Source organism: Halomonas smyrnensis AAD6 (assembly GCF_000265245.1).
Classification (GTDB): Bacteria; Pseudomonadota; Gammaproteobacteria; order Pseudomonadales; family Halomonadaceae; genus Halomonas; species Halomonas smyrnensis.
Map to the genome: position 1 here is coordinate 1 of NZ_AJKS02000014.1, position 15,564 is coordinate 15,564.

13 protein-coding genes are annotated in these 15,564 nt (G+C 70.2%); 7 read left to right on the forward strand and 6 right to left on the reverse strand.

Annotated features, from left to right (window positions below):
* The 3 genes from UYS_RS0213390 to UYS_RS0213400 form a co-directional block, all read left to right on the forward strand.
* Nucleotides 1-634 (forward strand): TIGR01620 family protein (locus UYS_RS0213390; protein WP_016856024.1); only part of this gene is annotated, 634 nt, incomplete at its 5' end.
* 74 nt (nt 635-708) lie between these two features.
* A complete protein-coding gene (locus tag UYS_RS0213395) occupies nt 709-1,149 on the forward strand; it encodes a universal stress protein (protein WP_016856025.1) in 441 nt (146 codons plus the stop codon).
* Between the two features lie 79 nt (nt 1,150-1,228).
* Nucleotides 1,229-1,672 (forward strand): universal stress protein, encoded by a 444-nt coding sequence (locus tag UYS_RS0213400; protein WP_016856026.1) that lies wholly within the window; start codon nt 1,229-1,231, stop codon nt 1,670-1,672.
* Nucleotides 1,673-1,717: 45 nt separating this feature from the next.
* Here UYS_RS0213400 and UYS_RS0213405 read toward each other — a convergent pair whose 3' ends face one another.
* Both UYS_RS0213405 and UYS_RS0213410 read right to left on the reverse strand, forming a co-directional pair.
* Nucleotides 1,718-2,905 (reverse strand): AGE family epimerase/isomerase, encoded by a 1,188-nt coding sequence (locus UYS_RS0213405; protein WP_016856027.1) that lies wholly within the window; start codon nt 2,903-2,905, stop codon nt 1,718-1,720.
* A 93-nt stretch (nt 2,906-2,998) separates the two neighbouring features.
* Complete coding sequence (locus tag UYS_RS0213410; protein WP_016856028.1) at nt 2,999-3,796, reverse strand: Cof-type HAD-IIB family hydrolase; 798 nt, start codon at nt 3,794-3,796, stop codon at nt 2,999-3,001.
* A gap of 162 nt (nt 3,797-3,958) precedes the next feature.
* Between UYS_RS0213410 and UYS_RS0213415 the strand changes: the two genes are divergently transcribed.
* From UYS_RS0213415 to UYS_RS17445, 3 genes are all read left to right on the forward strand, one after another.
* Entirely contained in the window at nt 3,959-5,899 is a 1,941-nt protein-coding gene (locus UYS_RS0213415; RefSeq protein WP_016856029.1) for an exoribonuclease II, read from the forward strand.
* 151 nt (nt 5,900-6,050) lie between these two features.
* A complete protein-coding gene (locus UYS_RS17440; protein ID WP_016856030.1) occupies nt 6,051-7,163 on the forward strand; it encodes an N-acetylglucosaminyl phosphatidylglycerol synthase in 1,113 nt (370 codons plus the stop codon).
* The gene (locus UYS_RS17445; protein WP_016856031.1) at nt 7,156-8,148 is read left to right on the forward strand and encodes a glucosaminyl phosphatidylglycerol flippase; all 993 of its coding nucleotides are present in this window, start codon (nt 7,156-7,158) and stop codon (nt 8,146-8,148) included. Before UYS_RS17440 ends, UYS_RS17445 begins: the two co-directional genes overlap by 8 nt.
* Nucleotides 8,149-8,187: 39 nt before the next feature.
* On the opposite strand, the gene UYS_RS0213430 is transcribed toward UYS_RS17445, so the two are convergent.
* Together UYS_RS0213430 and UYS_RS0213435 are read right to left on the reverse strand one after the other, a co-directional pair.
* A complete protein-coding gene (locus tag UYS_RS0213430; protein WP_016856032.1) occupies nt 8,188-9,501 on the reverse strand; it encodes an HlyD family type I secretion periplasmic adaptor subunit in 1,314 nt (437 codons plus the stop codon).
* The gene (locus UYS_RS0213435) at nt 9,485-11,266 is read right to left on the reverse strand and encodes a type I secretion system permease/ATPase (RefSeq protein WP_202802783.1); all 1,782 of its coding nucleotides are present in this window, start codon (nt 11,264-11,266) and stop codon (nt 9,485-9,487) included. The genes UYS_RS0213430 and UYS_RS0213435 overlap by 17 nt, the downstream gene beginning before the upstream one ends.
* 263 nt (nt 11,267-11,529) lie before the next feature.
* Between UYS_RS0213435 and UYS_RS19000 the strand changes: the two genes are divergently transcribed.
* Nucleotides 11,530-13,398, forward strand: a complete 1,869-nt coding sequence (locus UYS_RS19000) for a cellulose binding domain-containing protein (protein WP_016856034.1) — start codon at nt 11,530-11,532, stop codon at nt 13,396-13,398.
* Between the two features lie 117 nt (nt 13,399-13,515).
* On the opposite strand, the gene sucD is transcribed toward UYS_RS19000, so the two are convergent.
* Both sucD and sucC read right to left on the reverse strand, forming a co-directional pair.
* The gene (sucD, locus tag UYS_RS0213445; RefSeq protein WP_016856035.1) at nt 13,516-14,388 is read right to left on the reverse strand and encodes a succinate--CoA ligase subunit alpha; all 873 of its coding nucleotides are present in this window, start codon (nt 14,386-14,388) and stop codon (nt 13,516-13,518) included.
* Nucleotides 14,388-15,554: an ADP-forming succinate--CoA ligase subunit beta gene (gene sucC / locus UYS_RS0213450; RefSeq protein ID WP_016856036.1), complete on the reverse strand. Its 1,167-nt coding sequence runs from the start codon at nt 15,552-15,554 to the stop codon at nt 14,388-14,390. The genes sucD and sucC overlap by 1 nt, the downstream gene beginning before the upstream one ends.
* Between the last annotated feature and the right edge of the window lie 10 nt (nt 15,555-15,564).

The window sequence follows — 15,564 nt, forward strand, 5'->3', positions numbered from 1 at the left end:
GCTGCCGGAGGCCTCCGGCCGCCAGGCGCACGCCACCGCCGACCAGCTGCGCCGCCAGCTGGGCCTGGACGAGGACCATCCGCACTGGCAGGCCTTTCTCGCCGCCCATGAGCCACACCACGACGGCCGCGAGACCCAGGCCCTGCTGGCCCACCACCTGCTGGCCCCGCGCGACCGTGAGGCCCGGCGGCTGATCTCGCGGATGAGCGGCGAGACCGCGGTGATGGTGGCGCTGAGCCCGCTGACGCTGGTCGACATGGCGCTGGTCGCCTGGCGGCACCTGTCGCTGATCGACCGGCTGTGCCGGCTCTACGGCCTGGAGCTCGGCTATGTCGCGCGGCTGCGGCTGTTTCGCCAGGTGCTGCGCGACATGGCCTTCGCCGGCGCCAGCGAGCTGGCCAGCGAGGCCGGCATGGAATGGCTGTCGCTGAACCTGGCCGGACGCCTCTCGGCGCGGGCCGGCCAGGGCATGGCGGTGGGCCTGCTCGGGGCACGGCTGGGGCTGCGCGCCCAGCGGCTGACCCGCCCTCTGGCCTTCGACGAGGCCGAACGGCCCCGCGTCGCCGACCTGCGCCGCGAGCTGTGGGGCCGGCTTAAGCGCCTGGAGCGCCGCGAGGAAGACGACAAGGGTTGATGCGGATCATCCCAGGCGGCCCGATGGGGTCTAGGCTGTAGGGTATGCCCCCGGCCACGCCAAGGAGAGATCCCATGTTCCACACCATCCTCGTGCCCATCGACGGCTCCGAGCACTCGCGGGTGGCGCTGTGCGTCGCCTGCAAGCTGGCCCGCCAGGAGGACGGCCGGCTGATCCTGCTGCACATTCCCGAGGCCCTGCCCCACGAGCCGCTGCTGGTCTGGGGCATCGGCGCGGTGCCGCTGGAGTCGACCATGGAGAAGCGCGACGAGGTCGGCCAGACCCTGCTCGACCACGCCATCGAGGAGGCCAGGGCGCTGGGCATCGAGCAGGCCAAGCCGGTGCTCGCCCGCGGCGATCCCAGCCAGACCATCCTGGCCGCGGCCGAGGAGCACGGCGTCGACACCATCGTCATGGGCAGCCGCGGGCTCGGCGACCTCAAGGGCCTGGTGGTGGGCAGCGTGTCGCACAAGGTCAGCCACGGCGCCGAATGCCGGGTGATCACCGTCCATTGACCCGCGCCGGCGACGGGCCATCCGGCGGTCGGACGGCTAGGCTGAAGGGGCGGTATTCTCAGTCCCGGAGGTGCTGGCCATGTTTCGAACCATCCTGGTGCCCGTCGACGGCTCGTCCCACGCCCGCAAGGCGCTCTCCCTGGCCTGCCAGCTGCTGGCAGACCGCCAGGACGCCTGCCTGCTGCTGCTCCACGTGCCCGAAGCCGCGCCCCACGACCCGCCGATGATGTGGGGCGTGGGCAGCGAGGCCGCGGCCGACTCCCGCGGCGAGCGCGAACGACGCGCCCGGCAGCTGCTCGACACGGCCGCCGAGCAGGCCCGCGACCACGGCGTGCGCCACGTCGAACCCGAGCTGCGCTTCGGCGACCCCACCCGTACCATTCTCGAGCTGGCCGACGCCCGCGACGTGGATGCCATCCTGATGGGCAGCCGCGGCCTCAGCGACCTGCGTGGCCTGTTCACCGGCAGCGTGTCGCACAAGGTCAGCCATGCCGCCGAGTGCAGCGTGGTCACCGTGCACTAGATAGAGGCAGGCCCGTCGGGCGCTCCGGCAAGCCGGCCGGGGCGCTCAACGCGACCCCGCACGCCGTGCCAGGGCCTCGATCACGGCGTGACAGGACCCCATGGTGTGATAATCGACCTTGCCCGGCGGGCTCTTGAGGTCCGAGTAGCGCCGGTTGTCCGGCGTCAGCACGCGATACCAGCCGCCGTGGCGATGGTCGATCAGGTGGCGCCAGCCGTAGTCCCACAGCCGCTCGTACCAGCGCCAGTAGACCGCCCCGCCGGTACGCACGCCCAGCAGCGCCGCGGCCGCCAGGCCCTCGGCCTGCACCCAGTCATACTTGTCGCCGTCGCTGAGCCGCCCCGCCGGATCGAGGCCGGCGACCAGCCCCCCGTGGGTGCGATCCCAGCCCGCCGCCACGCTGGACAGGAACAGCCGCTCGGCGGCGGGCAGCAGCCAGGGCTCACAGCGATGACGCTCCAGCATCACCAGCAGCTTGGCCCACTCGGCCTGGTGGCCGACCTGATAGCCCCAGGGGCGGAACAGGTGGGCGGGATCGTCGCGGTGGTAGTCCCAGTCGGGCCGCCAGCGGGCGTCGTAATGCTCCCAGATCCAGCCGTCGCGGTGGTCGCGGCCGGCCAGCGTGACGGCCCGGGCGATGGCCAGCGCCTGGTCGAGGAAGGCCGCCTCTGCGGTGGCCTCGAAGGCGGCGAGCAGGGCCTCGCAGCCGTGCAGGTTGGCGCTCTGGCCGCGATAGGACGACAGCCGCCATTGACGGTCGGCCTCGTCGGCGAAGCGCCGCCAGCGCGGCTCCCAGAAGCGCCGCTGCAGCAGCCGATGGGTGGCCTCGAGCCCGTGCCGGGCCTCGTCGATGCCTGCCTTGAGCGCCTCGGCATAGGCCAGCAGCACGCAGACCAGCCCGTAACAGTGCTGGGTGTCGTCCTCCACGATCCCGCTGTCCAGCGTCCAGGCATAGCCCTGGGTCGCCGTCTGGAAGTGCGCCTTCTCCAGGTAGGCGAGCCCGTGGCGCGCCCAGTGGCGGTATTCGTCGCCGCCGCCGTGACGGGCGTGGCGGGCATAGGTCACCACATAGCGGGCGCTGGAGACCAGGTGGCGATGGTCGTGATCGAGGATGGCGCCGTCATCGAGCAGGTAGTGGTAGAAGCCGCCGTGGGGATCGATGGCGCGGGGATGGTAGAAGGCCATGGTGCGGCGGACCTGGGCCTGGAGGAAGGCCGGATCGTGGACGTTCATGGCGCCTCCCGATGACGTGTCCCTCGAGGATGGCCGCCCGGCGCGAGGCGGGCGATACCACCATGGTGGCAACGCCCACCCCCTGAGGCCGAACTAGAGGGCGAAACGCTCGGCCAGATGACGCGCCACGGCCGCCTCGTCGTGATGGCCGATGCGCCGCGCCTCGGGCAGTCGCGCATCCAGCTCGGGGTGACCGTTGGCCATGATGTGGGCCTCGCCGGCCAGCGCCAGCATCTCGGTGTCGTTGAGGTTGTCGCCGAAGGCCAGGCAGCGTTCGGCGGGGATCTCCAGTTGCGCCAGCAAGGCGGTCAGGGCCGTTCCCTTGTTGACCCCACCGGCCATGATCTCCAGCGAGTTGCCCATGGAATAGGTCACGTGCAGCCGCTCGCCGGTGCGGCGACGCACCTCGCCCTCGAGCTCGGCCAGGTGGCCGGGCTCGCCGATGTAGAGCACCTTGCCGACGCCCTCGGCGGCCAGCCGCTCCGGCGCCACCACCCGGTAGCCGAAGCCGGTGTGGGCATGCAGCGCCAGCAGCGTCGGGGCCTCGGCGTCGATCACCCACTCGTCGTCGTGATAGAGATTCAGACGCACGGCGTCGGGGCGCGGCAGGTCGATCAGCTCGCGGGCCAGCTCGGCCGGCACGTGGCGTGCCTCGAGCAGGGTGTCGTCGGGCGCGTGGGTGTAGGCGCCGTTGGTGCTGATGATATGGGCGTCCACGCCCAGGCGGTCGCGAAACGCCAGGATGTCGCGATAGTGGCGCCCCGAGGCCAGGGCGATGTGGTGGCCGCGCGCCGCCAGGGCGCGCAGGATGGCCACGGTATCGTCCGCCAGGGCGTGGTCCGCGCCGAGCAGGGTGCCGTCGAGATCGCTGACGATGAGATGGGCCGACATGGGCGGCGCCCTCCGCTGCAAAGAGTGTGCGCCCATTCTATCGGCTCCGCGCCGCGGGCTCATCCGGACTCGCCACGGCCCCGACGATTGCCCGCCGCCCGATTGGCGCCGGCTGGCGGAATCCGTATAGTGACCCCCCTATCCCGCCAATCGATCGTGACCATGCTGCAGAACAACTCGGCGCTTGCTCAGCTCAAGCAACAGATCCGCGACAACACGCCCCGCGTCGAAGGGGTCATCAAGGCCACCGACCGCGGTTTCGGTTTCCTCGAGACCGACGACGGCGACTCCTACTTCGTGCCGCCCCCCGCCATGAAGCAGGTGCTCCACGGCGACCGTGTCGAGGCTATCCTCCACGAGGAAGGCGAGAAGAAGTCCGTGGAGCCGGACACCCTGATCGAGAGCGGCATGGAACGCTTCATCGCCCGCGTGAAGAAGCGCGACGGGCGCCTGTCGGTGATTCCCGATCATCCGTCGATGAATGCCCCGCTGAAGGCCCGCGTCAAGCGCAGCCTCGACGAGGCGAGCCTGGGCGAGGGCGACTGGGTCGTGGTGCGCCTGGTGCGTCACCCGCTCAAGCCCGAGGACCGCGGCTTCTTCACCCAGATCGATGAGCTGGTGGCCAAGACCGACAACCCGGCGGTGCCCTGGCGGGTGACCCTGGCGCGCCACGCCCTCGAGCAGGAATGCCCGGACGCCGGCGACGACTGGCCGCTGCGCGACGAGGGCCTCGAGCGCGAGGACCTGACCGCCGAGCCGTTCTTCACCATCGACGGCGAGAAGACCCGCGACATGGACGACGCCCTGCGCGTCGAGCGGCGCGAGGGCGGCGGCTGGACCCTGAACGTGGCCATCGCCGACCCGACCGCCTACGTCGAGGAAGGCCACGCCGCCGACCTGGAGGCCCGCACCCGCGCCTTCACCGTCTACCTGCCGGGCCAGAACGTCACCATGCTGCCAGAGGCACTGGCCGACGACCTGTGCTCGCTGTGGGAAGACCGCGACCGCCCGGTGCTGGCCTGCGCGCTGAACATCGAGGCCGACGGCAGCCTGGGCGAGTACCGCTTCTTCGCCGCCACCGCGCGCTCCCACGCCAAGCTGGTCTACGACAACGTCTCCGACTGGCTCGAGGGCCAGGGCGACTGGGCGCCGTCCGAGGCTATCGGCGAGCAGCTCGAGGCGCTGCGCGAGCTGACCGAGGCCCGCGCCGGCTGGCGCGCCAGGCACGCCCTGGTGTTCAAGGACCGTCCGGACTACGTGTTCGACCTCGACGAGGCCGGCAACGTGCTGGGCATCCGCACCGAGGAGCGCCGCATCGCCAACCGCATGATCGAGGAATCGATGATCGCGGCCAACGCCTGCTGCGCCGACCTGCTCAGCCAGCACGTGGGCCACGGCATCTTCAACGTCCACCGCGCCTTCGAGGCCGACAAGGCCGAGGCGGCCCAGGAATTCCTGGCCGGCCAGGAGATCCAGGTCGAACTCGAGGCACTCACCGAGCTGCCCCGCTACAGGGAGCTCAAGCGCGAGCTCGAGGGTCGCGAGGACGCCTGGCTGGACGCGCGCCTGCGCCGCTTCCAGGGCTTCACCAGCATGTCCGCCCAGCCCGGCCCGCACTTCGGCCTGGGCCTCGACGCCTACGCCACCTGGACCTCGCCGATCCGCAAGTACGGCGACATGGTCAACCACCGCCTGATCAAGCGCGTGCTCAAGGGCGAGCAGGCCCCGGCCGAGGCCAGCCAGGAGCTCACCGAGCAGCTCACCGAGCGTCGCCGCCTCAACCGCCTGGCCGAGCGCGACGTCAAGGACTGGCTCTACGTGCGCTACCTGACGCCGTCCGCCGAGGCGGGCGAGAGCTTCGAGGCCGAGATCATCGCCATCAACCGCGGCGGCATGCGCGTGCGCCTGACCGCCAACGGCGCCACCGCCTTCATCCCGGCCCCGCTGATGCACAGCGACCGCGACAAGGTGGCCATCGACGACAAGGACGGCCGCATCCAGATCGAGGGCGTCGAGCGCTACAAGCTCGGCGACGTGATCCGCGTGGCCCTGACCGAGGCCCGCGAGGAGACCCGCTCGCTGGTCGGCCGCCCGGCCGAGTAGGCGCCCTCCCCGCGCGCTCCCTCGCACGTGAAACGGCGGCCCTCGGGCCGCCGTTTTGCGTTTCAGCTCGCGTTCCCGGCCCATGTCGTCGAACTGTCGCAAAGCCCGCGTAACGTGAGGGGGTACCATCGGCCCGCGCGGGAGGGACCCTTTGCATATCGCCGACGTCACCATGCTCCACGCCCCCTCGAGCGGCGGCGTGCGCACCTATCTCCAGGCCAAGCACCGCCGGATCGCCGAGACGCCCGGCCTGCGCTCGAGCCTGCTCGTGCCCGGCGCCGAACGCGACGCCCTCGACGACTGCCATACCCTGCCGGCACTGCGCCTGCCGCTGGGCCAGGGCTATCGCTTCCCGCTGCGTCGCGCCCCCTGGCGCGAGCGACTGCGGGAGCTCGCCCCCGACCTGATCGAGGCCGGCGACCCCTACGTCACGCCCTGGGCCGCGCTGGAGGCCGGCCAGCGGCTCGGCGTGCCGGTGGTCGGCTTCTACCACTCCGACCTGCCGCGGCTGATGGGGGATCGCTTCGGCGGCGCGGTGCGCCGTCGCCTGGAGCGCTACGTGCGCGACCTCTACGGCCGCTTCGACGGCGTGATGGCGCCCTGCCGGGCCATGGCCGAGCGGCTGGCGGACTGGGGCGTGGAGGACGTGCGCGTGCAGCCGTTGGGCGTCGACCTCACCACCTTCCACCCCGAGCGCGCCGATCCCGCCTGGCGGGCCTCGCTGGGGCTGCCCGCCGATACCCGGCTGCTGGTCTTCGCCGGGCGCCACTCACGCGAGAAGAACGTCGACGTGCTGCTGCGCACCCTCCGGCGCCTCGGGCGGCCCTACCACCTGCTGCTGATGGGCCCGGGGATGCCGACCCGGGTGCCCGACAACGTGACCGTCATCTCGCGCTACTGCGATCGCCGCGAGGTGGCCCGGGCGCTGGCCAGCGCCGACGCCATGCTGCACGCCGGCACCCGCGAGACCTTCGGCCTGGTGGCGCTGGAGGCCATGGCCTGCGGCCTGCCGGTGGTGGCCGCCCGGGCCGGGGCGCTGATCGAGAACGTGCCCCTGGGCGGCGGGCTCCTGTGCAGGCCCCACGACGCCGGGGCCATGGCCGAGGCGGTGGAGGCCCTGTTCGACCACGACGTCGCCGCCGGCGGCCGGCACGCCCGCCGCCAGGTGGAGCGTCGCTTCCACTGGAACCGGGTGATCGACGACCTGCTCGGCTACTACGCCACCCTCATACCCGGCGAGCCCGCGGCGCGGCGACATGGCTGAGCGTCGTCGGCATTACGGCTGGTGGCTGGCCGCGGCGCTGGTGCTGGCCCTGGCGGTACCGCTGATGATCGGCGGCCGCGACGCGCTGACGGCGCTGGGCGACTTCCCGCCGGGCAGGCTGTCGGGGATGCTGGCGCTGGTGGTGCTGTGCTGGAACCTCAACGCCCTGCGCCTGAGGCTGCTGCTGGCGGGACGCGCCGGCCCGCTCGGCCAGCGCGGCGCCCTGGGGATGGTGATGGCCACCGAGTTCGCCATCTGCGCCACCCCGGGCGGCAGCGGCGGGCTGCCGACCCTGCTCGCGCTGCTGGCCCGACGCGGGCTGCGCCCCGCCCGGGCCTCGGCGGTGTTCATGGTCGACCAGTGCTGCGACCTGCTGTTCTTCCTGGCCGCGCTGACCGCCCTGGTGCTGGTGTCGCTGGCCACGGCGGTGTCCTGGCCCCATCAGTGGCTGCTGGTCGTCGCCATCGTCGCCCTGCTGCTGGTGCTGGCGACGGGAACGATGCTGATCCGGCACCTGCCGGCGCTGCTGCGCCGTCGAGGCGCATCGCGCAAGCGGCGCCCTCGACTGGCTCGGCGACTGCTCGGCTTTCGCCAGGCGCTGGTCGCCACCCTGGCCCTGCCCCGCCCGGTGCTGATGCTGGCCATGGCCAGCTGCGCCGCCCACTGGCTGACGCGCTACAGCCTGCTCTACCTGGCGCTGGCCGGCCTGGGCGCCGACGTGGCCTGGAGCTGGGCCTTCCTGGTGCAGATGCTGTCGATGGCGGCCGGCCAGCTGAGCCTGCTGCCCGGCGGCACCGGCGCCGCCGAGCTCGGCACCGGCATGCTGCTGATCCCGCTGGTCGGCCAGGCCACCGCCGGCGCCGCCATCGTGATCTGGCGCTTCGTCACCTTCCACTGCTACCTGCTGGCCGGCGCCCCGGTGTTCCTGGCCATGATCGGCCTGCCTCGACGCCGCGGCACGACCGATGGCGAGCGGGCGGGCTGAGCCGAGCGAGCGGAGCGAGTCATACGGAACCGGCTCGGCTCAGTCCGCCCGCATGGCCCGCGCCAGCATGTCGCTCACCGGCTTGGCCAGGTAGCTGGCGAAGGTGCGACTTGCGGTCTGCAGCCGCACCTCGGCGGGCATGCCCGCCTGCAGTCGCATCGATTCCGGCATCGACTGACGCTCCGCCTCGCTGACCCGGATCCGCACCTCGTAGTAGCGCTGACCACTGCGCTCGTCGGTGAAGCTGTCGGCGGACACCCGCTGGACGGTGCCGTCGAGGAGCCTCGAGCGGCGACGGTTGAAGGCGCTGAAGCGGATCTCCGCCGACTGGCCGGGATAGACGCTGTCGATGTCGCGGTCGTCGACCCGGGCCTCGACCACGAAGTCTCCGCCGCCCGGGACGATCTCCAGCAGCGTGGTGCCGGGCTCGATCACCGCGCCGCGGGTATGCACGGCCAGGCCGACCACCGTGCCCGCGGCCGGCGCCTCGACCGTGGTGCGGCGCCGCTGGTCGCGCAGCGCGGTCATGCGCTCCTCGGCATCGGCGATCTGGCGCCGGGTCTCGCGCAGGCGCTCGCCCACCTCCTGGCGGAATTCCTCGACGCGCACCCGCTTCTTCAGGTCGTTCTCGCTGATCTGCGATCTCAGCCGCGCGATCTCGGTGCGATGCTGCTCGATCTCGCCCTGATACTGCAGCACCTCGCGCTCCAGCTCCCTCAGCCGTCGGTTGTCGCCCAGCCCGTCCTTGAACAGCGAACGATAGGCCTCGGCATCCTCGCGCAGCGAGGCGAGCTGGTCGCGGCTGACCCGGATCATCGCCTCGCGCCCCTCGATGCGCTGGCGCAGCTGCTCGCTCTGCTCCTCCAGCGACGCCAGCGCCCCCTCGAGGGCCTCGCGGCGCGAGAGGAAGAGCCCGCGCTGGACCGCCTTGAGCTGTGCGATGCGCGGCGACTCGGCGTCGTCGAGCTCATCGGGGAACGTCAGGCGCTCGTCGCCGGCCTGCTCGGCCATCAGCCGGGTCTCGGCGGCGCGATTGATCAGGAACTGCGAGCGTGCAATCTGCAGCCTCGACTCGACCTGGGTCGGGTCGAGCACCAGCAGCGTCTGTCCTTCCTCGACGCGATCGCCCTCCTCGACCGCGATGCGTCGCACGATGCCGCCTTCCAGGTGCTGCACCGTCTTCTTCAACGAGGCCACCTCGACCCGGCCGGAGGCGATGACCGACACGGCCAGCTCGGCCGAGACCGCCCAGCCGCCGAAGCCGAGCACGCAAACCAGCACCAGCGCCAGCCCCGCGAGGCGATGCCGCCGGTCGTCGACCGGTGGCCGGGGATCATCATGTGTCGGCTGCATGGGCGTCTCCCTGGGTGGTGGCTTCGCGTCGTTCCTGTCGCCGGGCCGCCATCCGCTCCAGCACCCGGTCCCGGGGGCCGAACAGCGACACCCGCCCGTCGTCCAGCACCAGCAAGCGGTCGACCCGCTTCAGCACGCCGCTGCGATGACTGATCACCAGCAGGGTCACGCCATCCTGCCGCAGGGCCTCCATGGCCTCGGCCAGGGCCTGTTCGCCGCGGTGGTCCAGGTTGGCATTCGGCTCGTCGAGCACCACCAGCACCGGATCGCCATGCAGCGCCCGCGCCAGGCCGATGCGCTGGCGCTGGCCGGCCGAGAGCAGGCCGCCGCCCGGCGCCAGCCAGGTGTCGTAGCCGTCTTGCAGCCGCAGGATCATGTCGTGGACCCCGGCGCGGCGCGCCGCCGCGATCACCCGTTCGCCATCGACCTCGGCGAAGCGGGCGATGTTCTCCGCGATGGTGCCGGCAAACAGCTCGACGTCCTGGGGCAGGTAGCCGAGGTGGGGGCCCAGGACGCCGCGGTCCCAGCGCGCGATATCGGCGCCATCCAGCCGCACGCAGCCTTCCTGGGCCGGCCATACGCCGAGCGCCAGGCGCGCCAGGGTCGACTTGCCGGCGGCGCTGGGGCCGATGATGCCGACCTGCTGCCCCGGGGCGATATCGAGATCGATGCCGGCCAGGATGGGCCGTCGTCCGCCCGGCGGCCCGGCGGTCACGCCCTCCAGCGTCAGCCGCCCCCGGGGGGCCGGCAGCGACATGGGAGGCGCGGGCGGCGGCGCCTCGCGGAAGATCGCCCGGAGCCGACGGTAGGCGGCCCGAGCCGCCACGATGCTGCGCCAGCCGCCGACCAGCTGATCGACCGGCGACAGCACGCGGCCCAGCAGGATGGAGCCGGCGATCATCATGCCGGCGGTGATGCGCTCCTCGAGCACCAGCCAGGCGCCGAGCCCCAGGATCATCGACTGCAGCAGCAGCCGCAGCGCCCGGGTGAGGCTCGACAGCATGGCCGCCCGGTCGCTCGCCTTCGACTGCTGCCACAGCCCGCGGCGATGGTGCGACAGCCAGCGCCCGGCGATGCTCGACAGCATGCCCATCGCCTCGAGCGCCTCGGCGTTGCGCAGGTTTTCCGCCGCCCGCTGGCGGGAGGCCGCCATCTCCTGCCCGGCGCCCTCCAGCCAGCCGCGGGTGGCCTTTTCGCTGATGACCACCAGCGCCAGCAGCAGCAGGCCGGCCACGGCGGCGAAGACGCCGAACCAGGGATCAAACAGGAACAGCAGTGCCAGATAGACCGGCACCCAGAGCACATCGAAGAAGGCCAGCAGCGCGCCTCCCGCCAGCGCCTGGCGCAGGCTTTCGAGATCGTCCAGCGGCCCGGCCCCCTGCCCGCCCGCCTGGCGCAGTCCGCGGCGGAACATCGCCGCGTGCAGGGGGCCGACGAGGCACTCGTCGAGGCGGTTGGCGAGGCGCACCAGCACGCCCGCTCGCACCCACTCCAGCCCGCCGATCACCACGAACAGGAACACCGCCAGCAGCGTCAGCATCAGCAGGGTCGCCTCGCTGCCCGAGGTGATCACCCGGTCGTACACCTGCAGCATGTACAGCGCGGGCGTCAGCAACAGCAGGTTGAGACACAGGCTGAAACCCGCCACCCACAGCAACGAGCCGCGGCACGCCTGGCGCGCGCTGTCCAGCGGCGCCTCGCCATCCCGCCGGACCCGGTCGCCGACGGCCGCTCGCCCGCGGCCTTTCCCTCGCCCGATCAACACCTCAGTGGCTCTCCCATACCATGCTACGCCCTCGTCTTACGGTCGAAATATTGACGCTATTTTTGGCTTATACAACACTAAAAATGGCGCACCCATGGCGCCAATGGATGGGAAAATACCCGTCTTAAAACCCTCTCTTCAACCCCCAGGAAATGTCTCAAAATGACGACAGAAAGATTCGAAAATTGCGGTATAAATCTATCGACAAACCAACCTATCAACATCCTCAATCGTCGCCACCTTATGACAACTGGAGTCAATAAATGAGTTCGACCATCGAGGTGGACACATCAACCTCCGCAGAGGAACTGGAGAGCCTGATACGGGAGGCCGACTCGGGCACGACCCTTCGGCTTGCCGCCGGCGATTTTCGCTTCGACGATTCGATCACCATCGAACGCTCCGACATCTCCCTGGTTGGCGCGGGCTCCGACGAGACGCGCCTGACCTTCACCGATGAGGCACTGTCGCGGGACAACGACCAGGCGATTCACCTGGACGGCAGCGAAAACACCGATATCGGCACCCTGTCGGCGGATGCCGACAGCGGTGATAGACGACTGACGCTGGAAGATCATTCCGACCTTTCCGTCGGCGATACGCTCCGCCTTTGGCAGGACAACGATGACGATTTCTTCGAAGACATCGGCGACAGTTCCTGGCGCAAGGTCGAGTACGCCGAACTGCGTACCAGCATGGCCAAGGTCACCGATATCGACGGCGACCAGATCACGCTTGATCGCGGCGTACGCTTCGATTTCGCGGCCGAAGAGACGCAGGTCGAGCGCCTGGAGAGCGTCGATGACGTCACCCTGGAAGGCTTCAGCCTGAACTTCGAACTGGGCGAGGCCGACCCGTCGCGCTTCGAGAACGTCCGCGATGACCTGAGCGACTATCATGCCGTGCATCTCGAGGGCACGGTGAACGCCCGGCTCGACGACCTTCAGGTCATCGAGGGCCCCTCCACCGCCTTTCGTCTCTCCCGCGCCCTGGACACCCGCGGCGAGGAGCTGGAGGCTCATGGCGCCCTCAACAAGGGCGGCAACGGCAACGGTTACGCCTTCGAGCTTCACGAGAGCTACGACGGCACCTTCTCCGGGCTCGAGGACAGCGGCATGCGCCACGGCCTGGTGTTCGCCTCCTGGCGCTCCTCGGCCGGCAACGAGGTCGAGATCGCCTCCACCGACCGCGACGTCAACTTCCACGGCGGCCGGGATCACGACAACAGCGTGCACGTGCTGCAGTCGATCCGCGACCCGGAGGCGGACGATCTGTCGCCGGCGCTGTACGTCAACGAGGACGGCGAGAGCTTCGGCGCCCCCACCGACCCCGACGCCAACGAGGTCGTCTTCGACTACCTGATCGGTACCCGGCGCGCGGACGAGGTGCAGGGCTCGGACGACGGCGTCTACCTGAACGGCGGCCTGGGCCATGACCACCTACAGGGTGGCAGCGGCAACGACCTGCTCCAGGGCGGACCGGGCGACGACTGGTACGACGGCGACGATCGGCTGGACGGCGGCGAGGGCGTCGACACCGCGCGCTACACCGGCAGCATCGACGAGCACGAGCTCACGATGTCCGACGACGGCGTGATCATCACCGGCAAGGGCAGCGAGGATACCCTCACCGACGTGGAATTCGCGGTCTTCGGCGATGGCACCACCCTGCACACGGCGTCGGGCAACCTGTTCCGCGGCGAGTCCATCGACGCGCCCGAGCCCGACCAGATCCTCGACGGCGACGGCGTCAAGCCCGCCATCCTGGAGGACGACGCGGAGCTGCTGGTGACCGGCAACGTCACCAGCCAGTGGTCCTCGGGCTACGTGGCGGAGGTCTTCGTCGAGAACGTCTCCGATGACGACATCGTCGATCCCGAGCTCGGCTTCGATCTGCCCGCCGATCTCGACACCCTGTGGAACGGCAACGTCAGCGAAGGCGATGGCGCCACGCGGGCGCAGGACAACAACGCCAACACCCTGGCCCCGGGCGAGAGCTGGCGCTTCAGCTTCAAGGCCTACGGCGACGACGAGCTGCCGGCCGAGATGAGCGCCGAGACCGGCTCGGGCCAGGCCCTCGAGGTTCAGGTGCTCGGCCTGGGCAACACCAGCGTGGAGGAGCTGGCCGGCTAGGCGCCGCCCTCGCCGCCCCGGCCCGGTGACGACACTCGCTGACGACCCCGGCAGGCGGGCACGAAAAAGGGCACCCCGAGGGGTGCCCTTTGCGCATCGCGTCCCGAAGGCAGCGGCTTACCAGCCGGTGGCTTCCTTCAGGGCGTCGCCGATCTCGGCCAGGGAGCGAACGGTCTTGACGCCCGCCGCCTCGAGGGCGCCGAACTTCTCGTCCGCGGTGCCCTTGCCGCCGGCGATGATCGCACCGGCATGGCCCATGCGCTTGCCCGGAGGGGCGGTGACGCCGGCGATGTAGGAGACGACCGGCTTGGAGACGTTCTCCTTGATGTAGGCAGCCGCCTCTTCCTCGGCGGTGCCGCCGATCTCGCCGATCATCACGATGGCTTCGGTGGCCGGATCCTTCTCGAACTTCTCGAGGATGTCAATGAAGGTGGAGCCCGGGATCGGGTCGCCGCCGATGCCCACGCAGGTGGACTGGCCGAAGCCGTGGTCGGTGGTCTGCTTGACCGCCTCGTAGGTCAGGGTGCCGGAGCGCGACACGATACCGACCTTGCCCGGCTGGTGGATGTGGCCCGGCATGATGCCGATCTTGGACTCGCCCGGGGTGATCACGCCGGGGCAGTTCGGGCCGATCAGGCGCACGCCCAGCTCGTCACACTTGACCTTGACGTCGAGCATGTCGAGGGTCGGGATGCCCTCGGTGATGCACACGATCAGCTTGATGCCGGCGTTGGCGGCCTCGAGGATGGAGTCCTTGCAGAAGGCGGCCGGCACGTAGATCACGCTGGCCTCGGCGCCGGTCTGCTCGACGGCTTCCGCCACGGTGTTGAACACCGGCAGGCCCAGGTGCTCCTGGCCGCCCTTGCCCGGGGTCACGCCGCCGACCATCTGGGTGCCGTAGGCGATCGCCTGCTCGGAGTGGAAGGTCCCCTGGCCGCCGGTGAAGCCCTGGCAGATGACCTTGGTGTTCTTGTCGATCAGGATGCTCATTACTTGCCCTCCGCTGCCTTGACGACCTGCTGAGCCGCGTCGGTGAGGCTCTTGGCAGCGATGATGTTCAGACCGCTGGAGGCCAGTTTCTCGGCACCCAGCTCGGCGTTGTTACCTTCCAGACGCACCACGACCGGCACGTTGACGCCCACCTGCTCGACGGCACCGATGATGCCCTCGGCGATCATGTCGCAGCGCACGATGCCGCCGAAGATGTTGACCAGCACGGCCTTGACGTTGTCGTCGGACAGGATGATCTTGAACGCTTCCGCGACGCGTTCCTTGGTGGCACCGCCGCCGACATCGAGGAAGTTGGCCGGGCTGCCGCCGTTCAGGTTGACGATGTCCATGGTGCCCATGGCCAGGCCGGCGCCGTTGACCATGCAGCCGATGTTGCCGTCCAGGGCCACGTAGTTCAGGTCCCATGCCGCGGCCTCGGCCTCGCGGGAATCCTCCTGGGAGGGATCGCGCATGGCCTGCAGGTCCGGGTGACGGTACAGGGCGTTGCCGTCCAGGTTGATCTTGGCGTCGAGGCAGTGCAGGTTGCCTTCCTCGGTGATCACCAGCGGGTTGATCTCGAGCAGCGCCAGGTCCTTGTCGTGGAACAGCTTGGACAGGCCCAGGAAGATCTTGGTGAACTGCTTGACCTGCGCGCCCTCGAGGCCCAGCTGGAAGGCCAGCTCACGGGCCTGGTACGGCTGGGCGCCGACCAGCGGATCGATCTCGGCCTTGAGGATCTTCTCGGGAGTTTCCTCGGCGACCTTCTCGATCTCGACGCCGCCCTCGGTAGAGGCCATGAAGACCACGCGGCGAGTGGCGCGATCGACCACGGCGCCGAGATAGAGCTCGCTGGCGATGTCGGTGCAGTTCTCGACCAGGATCTTGGCGACCGGCTGACCGTGCTCGTCGGTCTGGAAGGTCACCAGGTTCTTGCCCAGCCACTGCTCGGCGAAGGCCTTGGCCTCGTCGGCGCTCTTGACCAGCTTGACGCCGCCGGCCTTGCCGCGGCCACCGGCGTGGACCTGGGCCTTGACGACCCACATCTCGCCGCCGATCTTCTTGCAGGCTTCCGCCGCTTCCTCGGGGGTGTCGACGGCGAAGCCCTTGGAAACGGGCAGACCATAGTCGGCAAACAGCTGTTTGCTCTGATACTCGTGAAGGTTCATCGATTCATGC

What these genes read in the sequence shown, in the direction of transcription:
- UYS_RS0213415 (WP_016856029.1), top strand. Translation starts at nt 3,959, where the DNA reads ATGCTGCAGAACAACTCGGCGCTTGCTCAGCTCAAGCAACAGATCCGC.
- UYS_RS0213400 (WP_016856026.1), top strand. Translation starts at nt 1,229, where the DNA reads ATGTTTCGAACCATCCTGGTGCCCGTCGACGGCTCGTCCCACGCCCGC.
- UYS_RS0213405 (WP_016856027.1), bottom strand. Translation starts at nt 2,905, where the DNA reads ATGAACGTCCACGATCCGGCCTTCCTCCAGGCCCAGGTCCGCCGCACC.
- sucD (WP_016856035.1), bottom strand. Translation starts at nt 14,388, where the DNA reads ATGAGCATCCTGATCGACAAGAACACCAAGGTCATCTGCCAGGGCTTC.
- UYS_RS0213395 (WP_016856025.1), top strand. Translation starts at nt 709, where the DNA reads ATGTTCCACACCATCCTCGTGCCCATCGACGGCTCCGAGCACTCGCGG.
- UYS_RS17445 (WP_016856031.1), top strand. Translation starts at nt 7,156, where the DNA reads ATGGCTGAGCGTCGTCGGCATTACGGCTGGTGGCTGGCCGCGGCGCTG.
- UYS_RS0213430 (WP_016856032.1), bottom strand. Translation starts at nt 9,501, where the DNA reads ATGCAGCCGACACATGATGATCCCCGGCCACCGGTCGACGACCGGCGG.
- sucC (WP_016856036.1), bottom strand. Translation starts at nt 15,554, where the DNA reads ATGAACCTTCACGAGTATCAGAGCAAACAGCTGTTTGCCGACTATGGT.
- UYS_RS0213410 (WP_016856028.1), bottom strand. Translation starts at nt 3,796, where the DNA reads ATGTCGGCCCATCTCATCGTCAGCGATCTCGACGGCACCCTGCTCGGC.
- UYS_RS19000 (WP_016856034.1), top strand. Translation starts at nt 11,530, where the DNA reads ATGAGTTCGACCATCGAGGTGGACACATCAACCTCCGCAGAGGAACTG.